At 70.8% G+C, this 13724-nt stretch carries 9 protein-coding genes; all 9 read right to left on the bottom strand.

From position 1 onward, the window contains the following. Window positions 1-72: 72 nt before the first annotated feature. The gene (locus ACFVUT_RS05770) at window positions 73-1080 is read right to left on the bottom strand and encodes a terpene synthase family protein (RefSeq protein WP_389644757.1); all 1008 of its coding nucleotides are present in this window, start codon (window positions 1078-1080) and stop codon (window positions 73-75) included. Between the two features lie 482 nt (window positions 1081-1562). After that, window positions 1563-2981 (bottom strand): DUF6177 family protein, encoded by a 1419-nt coding sequence (locus ACFVUT_RS05765; protein WP_389644760.1) that lies wholly within the window; start codon window positions 2979-2981, stop codon window positions 1563-1565. A gap of 82 nt (window positions 2982-3063) precedes the next feature. After that, window positions 3064-7035 carry a type VII secretion protein EccCa gene (gene eccCa, locus ACFVUT_RS05760; protein ID WP_389644763.1) on the bottom strand — a complete coding sequence of 1324 codons (3972 nt, stop codon included), beginning with the start codon at window positions 7033-7035 and terminating at the stop codon, window positions 3064-3066. A 165-nt stretch (window positions 7036-7200) separates the two neighbouring features. Further along, a complete protein-coding gene (locus ACFVUT_RS05755) occupies window positions 7201-8676 on the bottom strand; it encodes a MinD/ParA family protein (RefSeq protein ID WP_389644766.1) in 1476 nt (491 codons plus the stop codon). A 53-nt stretch (window positions 8677-8729) separates the two neighbouring features. Then, window positions 8730-10103 (bottom strand): type VII secretion integral membrane protein EccD, encoded by a 1374-nt coding sequence (gene eccD, locus ACFVUT_RS05750; protein WP_389644769.1) that lies wholly within the window; start codon window positions 10101-10103, stop codon window positions 8730-8732. Window positions 10104-10208: 105 nt separating this feature from the next. Continuing rightward, window positions 10209-10517: a hypothetical protein gene (locus ACFVUT_RS05745; RefSeq protein WP_389644772.1), complete on the bottom strand. Its 309-nt coding sequence runs from the start codon at window positions 10515-10517 to the stop codon at window positions 10209-10211. 191 nt (window positions 10518-10708) lie between these two features. Further along, window positions 10709-11503 carry a DUF6508 domain-containing protein gene (locus ACFVUT_RS05740; protein WP_389644775.1) on the bottom strand — a complete coding sequence of 265 codons (795 nt, stop codon included), beginning with the start codon at window positions 11501-11503 and terminating at the stop codon, window positions 10709-10711. A gap of 29 nt (window positions 11504-11532) precedes the next feature. After that, window positions 11533-11934, bottom strand: a complete 402-nt coding sequence (locus ACFVUT_RS05735; RefSeq protein ID WP_389644778.1) for a hypothetical protein — start codon at window positions 11932-11934, stop codon at window positions 11533-11535. Further along, window positions 11934-13724, bottom strand: a 1791-nt coding sequence (locus ACFVUT_RS05730; RefSeq protein WP_389644782.1) for an ADP-ribosyltransferase, incomplete at its 5' end; no start/stop codon positions are given. The genes ACFVUT_RS05730 and ACFVUT_RS05735, both read right to left, overlap by 1 nt.

Raw genomic sequence — 13724 nt, 5'->3', positions numbered from 1 at the left:
AGCCGCGGGGTGCCGTGCTCCGTCGGCCGTTCGGGCTGAATGAGAGGCGGGGTTCCGTGCTCCGTCCGCTGTTCAGGCGGCGAAGTACTGCGACAGTGAATCCCGTTCGTCGATCTCCACCAGATCGGGACGGGTGTAGCGCTCCGCGCGGGCGTGGTAGTCGAAGTCGGCCCGGACCAGCCCGCGGTAGTCCTGCACGCACCGTTCCAGCGCGGCCCGGGTGTGGCCGTGGATGCCGGCCGCCTCGATTTGGTCGATCAGTTCCTTCTCCGCGCGGCGCACCCGTTCCGCTATCTCCGCGAGCTGCGCCCCGGCCTCGTCGACGGCTTCCTGGAGGGTGAGTCCGAGATCGCGCTGAATGAGGAGTACCGCATTGTGCTCGTACCCGAGCTTCGCTTCCTTCTCGAAGGAGCAGATGTCGTTGCAGAGCCCCGAGTGATCGGTGACCGCATTGCGCAGGGCGATATATGCGGGAAGGCTCCGGGACGATTCCGGAAGGTCGATTCCGGCGATGATCTCATGCAGATCCAGGAAGGGCTGCATGGCCACCGAATCCCGCCGGTGCTTCACGAATTCGTTCCTGGTCGGCACCTGCCCGGCGGCTCGCTCCACGGCCTCGGCGTAGTACGTCCACAGCCAGGAGACCGTGTCGCGCCGGAACTGCCGGATCCAGCGCGGCGAGCGGTCGTGGTAGGTCCGGTCCCGCAGGGCGGTGAGCGCGTGCTCCATCGCGCCGCGCGGCTGTTCGCCGTCGAGTACGGCCACCAACCGGTCGATCGCCGCCTCGCACATCCGGGGGTCGCGGCCTGCGGGGCCGTCGTCGAACTCGTCGTCGACGAGGAAGGCCCAGAAGAGCCACTGGCAGAAGAGATCGAGATGATGCTGCGGAGCAGTCGGGAATATCAGGGATATCCAGAGTTCGGGCCTGGTCCGGATCATCTTCTTCCGGGCCGTCGGGGTGAGGGCGAGACCATGGGAATCGGCCCATTCCCAAGCGGCCTTTCTGGTCTCCTCGATCCCGGGATTGCATCCCGCGCTCTGGAACGGCATATGAAACTCCGGCAGCGCGATCTGGCTCATTGGTGCCCCTCGTCGAGACGATGCGGATGAACGATACGAACGGGGATCTGATCGAATGCACACGTCGGTGCCAGTACGCATCGGGGGTGAGTCGCCCGCGCCCGCCCAGTCGTGGCCAGAGGGTGACCATGCGAGAGGGGCTGGTCATTCCCGCTCACACTCCTCTGCCGGGGGCCGGGGCATCGGTACCGGGCCCGCGGGCCCCGGCGTGGCACACGCCCTCGACTCAGGACGGCGACATCACCATGCGTGACCCACAGTCAACCCCCTGTGGGCGGGCGAGGGAAGGCGTGCGTGACTGAAATTGTGTGATCACCGGTGACGAGTGAACGTCTGTGAGCGGTTGATGACCTCTCGGCTCGGCACGGTGGCGACGGCGCGGGCACCCGCGCGGCTCGTCGCATTCAGGCCGAATCCAGCGCCCCGCCCGAGGGAACCCGGGCGGGGTCCGTCCGCTGCCGACGGTTCGGAGCGGCCCTCGCTCAGGCGCCCTTCAGATGCCGCATCAGTCGTTCGAAGTCCTGCCACCCCGACAGGTCCGACGGGTCGCCGGGCAGCGGGTAGTACAGCGCCGGACGCGTCTTCGGGCCCAGCTGGACCGGCGGTTCGGACAGGGGGGTGCGCCGGGCACGGTCGCCGGGCATCTCGCGGACCTCCTCCGCGCCGAGCACGAAGGCCAGCGGGACGCCGGGCCCCTCGAAGCGCGGCGGAACGGCCAGGTCGCGCCGGGCCTTGCGGAGCTGGACGAGCATCGACTGGAGGTGATGGCGCGTGGCGAGCACCTCGGCGACCCGGGGCAGAGCGTCCAGCGGCGGCTCCTCGTCCGGGCCGTAGCCGAAGGCCAGCGTGACGTCCTCCTCCACGCCCGCCTTCGTCCGGCTGATGCGGACCGTCGCCAGACCCGGCCGGTCCGGGTTGCCGACCACCACGATCCAGGTCGGCTCGGGCGCCCGCTCGAAGGCGACATCGGTCAGCCGCCGCAGCGACCAGGGAAGACTGGCGGGCTCCGCGGTGCCCCAGCCGGCCGGTTCCGCACCGGTCAGCTCGGTCCACACCGACTCCAGGGCCCCGCCGAGCACCAGCCGGTCGTCCGCCGGGTGCACGGTGCGGAACGAGAGGGCCAGCTGACGCTCGCCGGTGTTCGCGACCTCCTTGTAGGAGGCGGCCACCGGCGTGCGCGGGTCTCCGGGGACCGGGGCGGTGGCCGCGACCGGGGCGAACAGACCGTTCTGCCACCGCAGCACGGCGCCTGACAGGCCGTCGTAGTAGCCGTCCTTCTCGTCCTGGACCACCCAGCGGGACGGCCAGCCGCTCAGACTGTTGCGCACGGCGGGGGAGAGCGTGGCCCCCGGCGAGGTGACGATCTGGAGCCCCAGCTCGGCGTTGGCGGCTGCCCGGAACGCGTCCGAGAGCCAGGCCGTCATGGCGACCACCGGCCGGTCCTGGATGACGACGGCGACCTTGTCGGTGAGGGCGTCGACAGCGGGCTGCGCCGCCGCCGGCGTGGGCGCGACACTCACCCCCTCGGTCTTCACCACGGCGAGGGAACGCGCCGCCTCCGGCGGCCACGCGGAACCCCCGGCCAGCGTGGCCAGCCGCGCCGCGAAGGTGCCCGCGAGCAGTTCGGCCTCCTCGACCCCGGTGGTGGCGCGGGCCTCCGTCCACCAGAACGGAACCGGTGGCGCGGTGGCCCCGAGCAGCCGCTCGGCCTCGCCCGCGACCTGTACCAGCAGCGGCGCCTCGACGGAGACGAGCGGCCGGCCCTGCTCGTCGCAGAGCTGCACGACGGCATCCTCGCCCGTCGCCCCGACCAGCTTGTCGGGACCGCCCGCGAGCAGCCCCGCGAGCACGGTCAACGGGTCGGGCATGCGTGTGGTGAGGGCGATGACGTCCTTGGTCATGTGGTCGGCCGTTCCTTCTTCGTCCGGGGTGCGGATGTGCTCCGGGGCGCGCCACGCGGGTACGGGGCGGCTCCCCGGGGCGTCACCCGGCGGTGTACACGGTCTGGATCAGGCGGTTGGGCTGGCCCCTGCGGATGAACACCCCTCGGCCCGCCGGCTGCTGCGAGGCGTACACACCGGGGAAGAGCTGCCCCTCGCTGCGGTCGCCCGCCATGAGGAGCGCCGAGGCACCCGACTCGCGCAGACCCAGCACCAGCGGGTCGTACATACCGCGCGAGGCGCCCGCGACGCGGCGCGTCAGGACGAAGTGGAGCCCGATGTCCACCGCGGACGGGATGTACGGCAGGAACGGGTCGAGCGGCGACTGTCCCGCGGTGGTCAGCACGTCGTAGTCGTCGACGAGGATCACGATCCGCGGACCGCTGCCCCAGCTGCCGGGCTCCAGGTCCTCGGTGTCCGTCCGGTCGTCGGGCAGCCGCTTCTCCAGCTCGGTGGCGATGCCCGCGGCGAGACCGGCGCACATCTTGGGGTTGTACGCGTAACCGCCCCGGAACTCCTCGGGGATGGCACCGCGCAGACCGCGCCGCGGGTCCATGACGGCGAAGACCAGCTCGTCCTCGCCGTAGCGCTCGATGAGGCCACCGGCGACCGTCTTCAGCAGGTTCGTCTTGCCGCACTCGCTGTCACCCATGATCAGCAGATGCTGGTCGTGGCGGAACAGGTCGAGCATCGCGGGCGCGAGTGCCGTCTGGTCCAGGCCGATCGGCACCCGCTGCGGCTCGGCGACCGGGCCGGGCAGCAGACGCGGCTCCAGGATGTGCGGCAGGATCCGCACCGGCTGGGCGACCTCGCCGCTCCAGGTGGCGCGGACGGTACGGGCGGTGTGCTCCAGGACGGCACCCAGGTCCGTGACATCGGCCAGCCCGTCCGTACGCGGCAGCGCCACCTGCGCGAAGAGCTTGCTGTCGGTGAGGATGCGGCCCGGCTCGTCCGGCGACAGGGTCTGGGCGAGCTTCCGGTCGACGCTGGACTCGCTGGGATCGTTCAGCCGCAGCTCGACACGGGTGCCGAAGTTCGACTGGGTGGCGATGCGCACGTCGTTCCAGCGGAGCATGCCCGCGACGACGTGGATGCCGTAGCCGCCACCGCGCTTGAGGATGTCGACGACGGCGTCGTCCAGCTCGTCGAAGTCGTCGCGCAGCGCGCCGAAGCCGTCGATGATCAGCACGATCTCGGCCGAGGCCAATTGCGGCAGCCGGCCCGCCGCGTGCAGGGAACGCAACTGCTCCACGGAGTCGATGCTGTGCTCGCGGAACAGCTCCTCACGGATCGCGAGCATGCCCCGTACCTCCTCGACGGTGCGCCCCGCGCGCTCCCGGTCGGCACGGCCGGCCACTCCGCCGACGTGCGGCAGGCCCGACACGGCCTGGAGACCGCCACCGACCAGGTCGAGGCCGTACACGCCGACCTCCTGCGGCGTGTGCGTCAGCGACAGGGCGAGGGCCAGCGTGCGCAGGAGCGTGGTCTTGCCGGACTGCGGACCACCGATGATCGCGGCGTGGCCGCCCGCCACCGTCAGGTCCAGATACCACTGGCCCTGCCACTGCTTGGTCGGGTCGTCCAGCAGACCGAGCGGCACCTGGAGCGGCCCCTTCCGCTTGGCCAGCTGCATGCCGCGCGGACCGACGTCCAGCGGACCCGCGACCTTGTCCAGCGCGATGGCGCCCGGCAGCGGAGGCAGCCAGATCCGGCGCACCGGACCGGCCGCGCTGCGCAACTGGTCGACGATGACACCCATCTCCGTCGGCCCGGTCTCCCGCCGCCGCGACTTCGGCTCCTCGCCCCTGCTCTCCGGTTCGGCCAGGGTGTTGAAGGCCTCGTACTCAAGGGCGAGCGGACCGGTGTCCTCCTCCTGCGTCCGCTCCACCGGACCCCGGTACCCGCCCGAGACATAGCTCGCTTTGAACCGCTCGTAGTGACTGGTGTCGACCTTGAGATAGCCGAACCCGGGCAGCGGCGGCAGATGGAAGGCGTCCGTGGTGTCCAGGACCGTACGGGACTCGTCGGCGGAGAAGGTACGCAGACCGAGCCGGTACGAGAGATAGGTGTCCAGACCCTTGAGCTTGCCGCCCTCGATGCGCTGGCTGGACAGCAGCAGGTGCACACCGATGGAGCGGCCGATGCGGCCGATGGACAGGAACAGATCGATGAAGTCCGGCTTCGCGGTGAGGAGTTCACCGAACTCGTCGATGACGACGAACAGATGCGGCAGCGGATCCAGATCGGGCCGCCGCTCCGCCCGCAGCGCCGCGTAGTCACCGATGTCGGCGACATTGCCCGCGTCCTTCAGGACCTGCTGGCGGCGCTTGACCTCACCGGCGAGCGAGGCGTGGACACGCTCGACGAGACCGGCCTGGTTCTCCAGGTTGGTGATGACACCGGCCACATGCGGCAGCTCCGCGAACGGGGCGAAGGTCGCACCGCCCTTGTAGTCGACGAGAACCAGGGCGAGGTCCTCCGGCGGGTGCGTGGCCACCAGGGCGAGGACCAGGGTCCGCAGCAGCTCCGACTTACCGGAACCGGTCGCACCGACACACAGCCCGTGCGGGCCCATACCCAGCTCCGAGGACTCCTTCAGGTCGAGGAGCACCGGCTGGTGGGAGTCACTGACACCGATCGGCACACGCAGGAACGCGCGTTCGCCGCGCGGCGCCCACAGGTGCGACAGGTCGAGCCGCGCCACGTCCTCGATGCCGAGCAGGTCGGCGAAGTCGACGGGCCCGGACAGCGGGGCGTCCACGAGCGATTCGGCGGACAGCCGCATCGGCGCCAGCATCCGGGCCAGGCCCTCGGCGAACGGGATACCGACCTCGTCCACCGTGCCGTGGGCGCTGATCGGCTCCTGCTCCCGCAGGTCCTCGATCAGCACACCGTCACCGTCGACGGTGATCCGTACGCTGACGTGCCCCGGCTCCTGGACCCGGTGTTCGAGCAGGTGCAGCACGCTGACACCCATCTCGCGCAGGCCGACCGCGTCGTCGGGGCGCGGCAGGTCGACGGCGTCCTCGCCGTGCCCGTCGGTGACGACGAGCAGCCGGGACGTCATGGACAGCGCGTCCTTGCCGGACAGCCCGCGCCGCACCTCGGCCGCGTACGAGGCGCGGCGGCGCAGCTCGGCGCCGATCTGGCGGGCGAGCTGGGGCGCGGAGGCGGCGATCCGGCGCGCGGCCACCGGTCCGTCGAACTGCTCCGGGTCGAGCAGATGCGGCATCCACTTGGCCCATTCCCAGTCGGCCAGCCGGTCACCGGGCACGGCGAGTGCCATCGCCACGTCGTCGGGAGCGTGCGTGGCCGCGGTCTGGACGAGCAGGGCACGCGCCACCCGCAGGCAGTCCTCGCGGGGACCGATGACGCTGACGTTGCCGACCCGGTCGAGCGGGACGGTGAGCGGCAGTTCGGTACCGGTACGGAAGCGGTCCATCAGCGCCGAAGCCTCGTTGAGCATGAAGAGGTCGGGCGGCGAGAGGACCGACGAGCCCTGCTGGGCCACCTTCAGATCGCGTACCGGCATCTCACCCGTGCCGACACGCACCCGCAGGAAGTCGCCGTCGAGCCGTCGGCGCTCCCACAGCCTGGCCGGGTCGCGCACGATGTCGTACAGGGCGTGCGGCGGCGGGTTGAGGACATCGGCCCGCTCGCCCCGCCTGCGCTCCTCGACGGAGAGCTCCTCGCGCAGGTCCTCCAGATAGGCGAGATACGCCTCACGCTGGGTGCGGCGGGTGCGCTGGGCCTTGCCGCGCTGCGAGAAGACCAGCGCGACGGAGCCGATGACGGTGACGACGAGGATGATCGCGCCGAGCCCGGCGAACTGACTGTTGCGCACGACCGTCATCATCACGACGGACGACATCACACCGGCGACGGGCAACAGCGACATCGCGATGTTGCCCGACTTGCCCTCGGGCAGGTTCGGCGGGGCCTCGATGGTGCGCGCCTCGGAGGCGGCCGGCGGCCGGGTGGTCCTGGCCGGGCGGTGGATCAGTCGGGTACTCATCGTCGTCCGTCACTCGGGGTCGGGCTCGGCATCGGAGATCAGCGGTACCGCTGATCAGCCGCCAGGTGGTGCTGCTGCTGATCGGTGGTGCGCGGTGCTGCTGGGCGGTGGTCGGTGGTGCGGCTGGTCAGTGGTGCGCGGTACTGGCGGTTCGGCGGTCGGTGATCAGTGGTACTGCTGGGAGAGCCGGAACACGTCGGCGGCGAGACGGGTGGCGGTCTCCCTGGTCGCGTGTGCCAGGAGTTCGGTGCGGATCGCGCCACCGGCCGCCAGATGCCGGTCGTACGGCAGGACCTGAACGCCCGCTCCGGTGGCCTTGAGCTTCTCGACGGCCTCGCCGAGGTCGAGTCCCGGGTGCGGCACGAGCTCGCTGAGCACGACGATCGTGCCGGCGATCACCTGACGGGGCAGCGACTGCATCCACTGCAGCACCGCGTACGTACTGGTGACGCCCTCCAACGTGGCGGGAGCGGCCAGCACGCGGGCCTGGGCGGCGGACAACGCGACCCGCGCGACCTCCGCGGGCAGCGTCTCGCAGTCGACGACGGTGACGCCGAAGTAGCGGCGCAGCGACACCATGACCCGCTCGTACGACCTGCTGTCCAGCATCGCGCCGATCTGGCCCTGACTGCCGGGCAGCAACCAGGCGTTGCCCGGGAGCTGGACGAGATAGCCGGTGACGTCCAGCAGCGACATCTGCGGCTCGATGATGCCCGCCAGGTCGCCGGTGGTCCAGCGCAGTGATTCCGCGCCGAGCCGCAACGGCAGCGAACCGAGCGCCGGATCGGCCTCGACGAAGAGCACCGGGTCCTGCCGGTAGTGCGCGTACGTGGTGCCGAGCAGCGCGGCGACGGTCGACTTGCCGGCACCGCCCCGGATGGAGGTGACGGCGATCTGCCGACCGGTCGTCACGGGCTGCTGAAGCGTCTCGGCGGTGGCGGTGGTCCTGGCCACCTCGCGCGCGGCCGACGAGGACACGCTCACGCGCAGGGCGCGCGCGACCCGCGCGGCGAACGGCTCACCACGCCGCGCCTTGCGCCCCACCCCGGACAGCCCCTGGTCCACCACGGGCCGGGAGTCGGGCGTGCGGTGCGGGCGGGTACCCGGGGCGTACGCGGCCCGGGCCCGGGCCTGCTGCGGCTGCCCGCCGGGGTGGGCAGCCGCCGGCTGCTGCTCCTGCGGGGCGGTGTACTGGGCCGCGTACTGGTCCTGCGGGGCGGTGTACTGGGCTGCCTGCTGCTGTTCCTGGGGAGCTGCTGCGTACTGAGCCGCCTGCTGCTGTTCCTGGTAGGCGGTGTACTGGGCTGCCTGCTGCTGTTCCTGGGGGGCCGCTGCGTATTGAGCTGCCTGCTGCTGTTCCTGGTAGGCGGCGTACTGAGCCGCCTGTTGCTGTTCCTGGTAGGCGGCGTACTGGGCTGCCTGCTGTTCCTGCTGGCCGACCTGCTGTGGGGGAGTCTCGTACGCGGGGGCGCCTTGCGGGGGAACGCCGGGGGGCGGCGCGGGAGCGGCGTACGGCTGACCGCCCTGCCCCTGCGCGGGGGCACCGTACGCCTGCCCGTCAGGGCCCTGCGCGTTCTCCTGGGGGGCACCGCCCCTCATGGCGCGCAGCACGTCGCCCTGCCAGTTCTCTTCGTTCGGCATGTCTGCCCTTCTCTTTCGCCCTGCTGCCCCGCCCGGAGCACCTGCGTGTCGACTCAGAACTTGTTGAGCAGCTGTCCGTACACGCCGAACACACCGACGGCGAGCGGGAAGAGCCCCACCACGCCGATGGATTCGACCAGATCGGCCATGCGTCGCAGCCGGACCTGCACGTGCTCCGGCGGCTGCACCGCGAGGAGCAGCAGCGGCAGCACCGCGGCCACGCACAGCAGGGCGAGCGGCCCGGCACCCCCGGCGTGCTGCATCCACAGCACGACGAGGCGCACGACCAGGACCGCGGCGGCGGAGAACAGCGCCACGACCTCGGCGACGAGAGGGAAGGCCCGGGCCCGGGAGAGCAGCACGAGGGCGACGAGCGAAGGGAGCGCCACGGTCCACACGGACGGCTTGTCGGCCAGGGTGAGCAGCCAGCCGCCCGCCGCCGCGGAGACCGCGGTGACCACCGTCGCGAGAGCCAGACCGCGGTGGGTGGCCGCCAGAGCGTTGCCCACCTGGTGACGGCTGACGGAGACGCCGCCCGAGCGGCGGTCGTCGAGCGCGGTGAGACCGGACGCCGCCAGCGCGAGCCGGGGAAGCAGACCGAGCAGCACCACCGAGAAGACGGCCATGACCGCGCCGAGCCTGGCCAGATCGTCCTGGACGGCGGCAACGGCCTCCCAGACCAGGAGGATCGCGGTGGTCGCCACCGCACCGATGAGCCCGCCCCGGCCGAGCGGCGAGAAGTAGCCGAGAAGCGCCAGCATCAGGACGAGCGCGCCCGCGACGCCGGCCAGCCGCAGACTCCCCGACCAGGCGTAGGCATCCGCGGCAGTCCACGCGGTGACGATGCCGAGGCTGCCGGAGGCGAGCAGGAGCGCCGTCGCCAGGCCCCGGTTGCCCTGCCCGATCCTGGCGATGAGCGCACCGGCCGCCAGCAGGACGAGCGTGACGGCCACGAGGGCACCGGTCAGGCCTTCGAGGGCGAACTCGTGACGGGCCAGCACCGCGGCGACCACCGCGAAGGCCACCGACGCCACACCCGCACTGGCCCGCCGCGCGGCGGGGCGCCAGCGCCAGGCCTGCAGATCGAGGTCGTCGGCCACCAGATCGGTGACGTCGTGCACCACGGGGGCGGGCGGCGCGGAGTGGGTCCGGACGAGCCGGAGCACGGCGCCGTCCTCGATCCCGACCGAGGAGAGTGTGCTGTCGTGCGGCAGCGCGGAGCCGTCCGACGTGATCAACTGCCGTGTCATCGGACGGGCGGCTGCCCGGTCGTCCAGCAACTGCAGAATGTCCGGCAGCAGTTGCCCGATAGGCGTATCGGACGGCAGGACGATATCGGCCCGGCGTCGCTCACCGACCAGCGTCACCCGGCTGAGCTGCGCTCGGGAAGTCGTTGCTGTGCTCACCACTTTACGGGAACCTATCATCGCGACGTTTGAGGAGTCGGGCAGTTTGGCGTGCCCATGCTACTAGCGCCTTCTCCATCCCCTTTGCGGGGAACTTTTCCTGAATTAGCCGGAGTTGGTGAGCCACTACGGATTCTTCGTAGACTCTCCGCTTTTCTCCGGTTGTGCCGATTTCGCCGGCTGCTCGTACTGCTGCTCCTGCTGTTGCTGCTTCTGCTGCTCGGCCTTCTGTTTCTCCAGCATGTTCTGGATAAAGGACCATCCGATACAACCCGCACACAACACGGCCGCGATGGCGATCCCTGCGAACACCTTCCCGAGCCGCTCGTCCGTCGTGCGCCGCGCCCGCTGCGCGCCGAACAGCAGCGCGTCCCGCATCCTGCGCCGGCGTACGGCCACCGACTCCAGAAGCTGGCTGTCGTAATCCCGTGCCATTCGTCTCGTCGTCCGTTGTCTCGGTCGTACGTCACGTCGGGTCATGGTCGCTCAGCCGACATGCACCGTACGGGAATCCCCCTGATTAACTCCTGCAACATAAGGCATGGGCGAGCGGCCAGTACAGCCCGGACCGTGGAGTGAACACAGGCGGATAGTGAACGGGAACAGCCGCTGCGGTGCCGCATTCTTCAGGGGGCGTCACAGATGTCGCCGTTCCCGGTCTCGTACCACGAACACAGCGACTCGGCCACGGCGTCGATGAGTCCTTCCCCGGCCGCCCGCGCGATCGTCCCGTCGGAGAACCGCTCCCCGCGCACGACGGCCGTGGCCGCGCGCACCGCATCCGCCGGGCTCATCCGGCCGACGAGCGGCACAACGGGAGGCGAGTTGTCCTGCCAGAGGTATGCGGGGGTCACCGCACCGACAGCGGACAGCGCCTGCACCACGCGTTCGAGCCGCTCGCTGTGGAGCGGATAACTCATCCTCCAGGTGCCGTCCGGCTGCCTCCCGCCTTTGGACCACCGGACGTCACGGTCCTCGTCCGTGAGAGCGGCGAGCCCCTCCCGCAGCCGGCGCCATGCGTCGGTGTTCTCGCGGTCGAGTCGGGCGAGCAGACGCCGGTCGTCGGCCTCGGTCACGACATGGGCCAGTGCGTCGAGCGCGGTGAGCGAGGAAGCCGTGGCCGACGAACCCGGCACGATGTGACTGAGGCGTCGCGGGTCGCCACCGCTCGCCAACTCGGCAAGCGCTGCTGTGGGCACGAGCCCGCGAGCCTTGGCCCCGTCGAGCTCCGCGGACCACGCGAGCCCTTCGCTGAACCCGGCCGCATCACCCGCGGGCCGCAGGCACCACCCGGCCGCGTCGTCCTCGTCGTTGGCCCACAGGTAGCCCAGCGCCTCGCCGTGGGTGTCGGCGACGGTGAGATGGAGGACCGGCCTCCCGGTCCGGTTGCGGTAACGCGGTGCATCGGGTCGGTACGCCATGGTCCGCTCCTGCCGTGCGAGTCGAGGTCTCAGCCCGCGTCGGCCAGGCTCCTGACCACCTCGACGTTCGGCGCTTCGGTGAGGGAACCAGGCACCACATGGCTGCTCTTGGCGGTGTCGGATTCCTGGACCATCTCTGCCAGAGCGGCGGTCGGCGTGATTCCGCGGGCCTTTGCGTCATGGAGCTTCCTGGCCCACCTGGAGCCCTTGTTGAACGCCTCGTCACCCCCCGCCTTGCGGACCAGCCATCCGGCGGCGTCGTCCTCGTCGTTCGCCCATACGTAACCGATCACCTCACCGTCCCTGCTCGCCACCGTCAGGTACTGGACAGGCTTGTCCGAGAGGCGGTTGTAGCGCGGTGGTCCGCCAGGCGCCTTGTTGAACAGCAGATCCTCGTTCAGTCGCGGATTGAGCCGCTCTTCGTCGCTCATCAGTGCACCGCTCCCTTGTGTGACGGCAGGATTTCCCCGTAGACCTGGACCTGGCCATTCTCCATAAAGACACGGGTCACCTTGAACTCGGAGCCGCGGGCCAGGAGCAGCTCCCGCTCCGACACGTCGAACTTGCTGACCTTCTCCAACCACAGGGCAGGCGTCCCCTTCGGCACCCGGAGGTGCAGGATCGCTTCCTTGTCCTTGAAGCTGGACACCGGATGGTTGCCGAGGGAAGTCGAGGTGTACCCCTTGTCCGGGTACGTCTCGCCCAGCATGTCGAACGGCGAGTCCAGCTTGAGGTGACCGAGGCCGGTACCCCGGACGACCATGATGTCGTCCGGCACGGCACGGGTCGACATGACCCTGTCCATCTCGGCGATGTCGTGCAGCACCTCGGGGCTGGGCCCGTAGCCCCCGCTTTCTCGCAGATAGCCGTTCATGTCGTGGTAGGAGGGGAACGTCTCACCTGTGTAGTCCCGAAGGGCTTGCTTCGCGGACGGGTCCAGGTTGTCCACATAGTCGTTCCAGTACTCCCGCCCGTACGCGATCGCGGCCTGGTTGTCGGCGAACGGAACGGTGCCGTCGGTCAGTTCGGCTGCGGCGACCCTGTGCTTCTCGGCGGTCGAGAGGTCATCGAAGTCGTCCGCGGAGACGTGCGGGGTGTACTTGAAGCCGTCACCGGCGCCGCCGAGATCCGGCCCGCCCGTCCCGTGACCGGCCGTCGACGCGTCGTCGACGCCGTGCAGGGCGTCACCGGCGGCGCCGTGCGGGGCCGCGTGCCCGCCGTGGTCACCGGCGTGCGCCGCGTCGTCGCCGTACGCGGCCGCGTCGTCCGCGTGCCCGCCCGGTACGTCGTGGCCCGGGGCGTGCGGGGCGTCCGCCGGGTGCGTGCCGCTGCCGGGCACGTCGTGGCCGGGACCGTACTGGCCCCCGGGCGGCACGTCGTGCCCCGCGCCGGTCGGGAAGTGATCGGCGGGAACATGACCACCGACGCCGCCCGGGACATGTCCGGGTACGTGGCCTGCCTGGTCGAAGGCGGCTGGAGCGGGGCCGAAGGTTCCGTTGGGTATGTGGCCGCCGGGTACGTGGCTTGCGGCGTCGAAGGCGGCTGGGGCGGGGCCGAAGGTTCCGCTCGGTGTGTGGCCGGGCGTTCCTCCGGGTACGTGGCTTGCGGTGTCGAATGCGGCTGGAGCGGGGCCGAAGGTTCCGTTAGGGGTTCCTCCGGGCACGTGGCTTGCGGCGTCGAAGGCGGCCGGGGCGGGGCCGAAGGTTCCGTTGGGTACGTGGCCGCCGGGTACGTGGCTTGCGGTGTCGAAGGCGGCCGGGGCGGGGCCGAAGGTTCCGCTCGGTGTGTGGCCGGGCGTTCCTCCGGGCACGTGGCTTGCGGTGTCGAAGGCGGCCGGGGCGGGGCCGAACGACCCGCTCGGTGTGTGGCCGGGCGCTCCGCCCGGGACGGAGTCGAAGCCCCCGGCCGTGGGGGGTGCCAGGTCGGGGAAGCCCCCGGCCGTGTGGACTCCGGGGGCCACCGGCTGCTGTATCTGCCAGGACGACGGAAGGCCCGACGTGTGCGGGACCATGTCCTGCGGGATCGGGGTCGTCTCGACCACGCCGTTCGGCGCGACCAGATTGCCGTTGGGCTCCAGGAGGCGCCCGTCGGGCAACTGCACGGAGCCATCGGGGAGCGTGGGGATGTCGATGTTGCCGATGCCTTTGAGGCCCTTGGTGATGTCGCCGATCTTGGAGAGGCCGGCGCCGGCGCCTTTGGCGATGTAGGTCATCGGGTCGAT

Origin of the sequence: Streptomyces sp. NPDC058051 (genome assembly GCF_042885475.1) — a bacterium.
Classification (GTDB): domain Bacteria; phylum Actinomycetota; class Actinomycetes; order Streptomycetales; family Streptomycetaceae; genus Streptomyces.
Note: the sequence above shows the minus strand (reverse complement) of the source record. Positions and strands in the feature narration are given on the sequence as shown.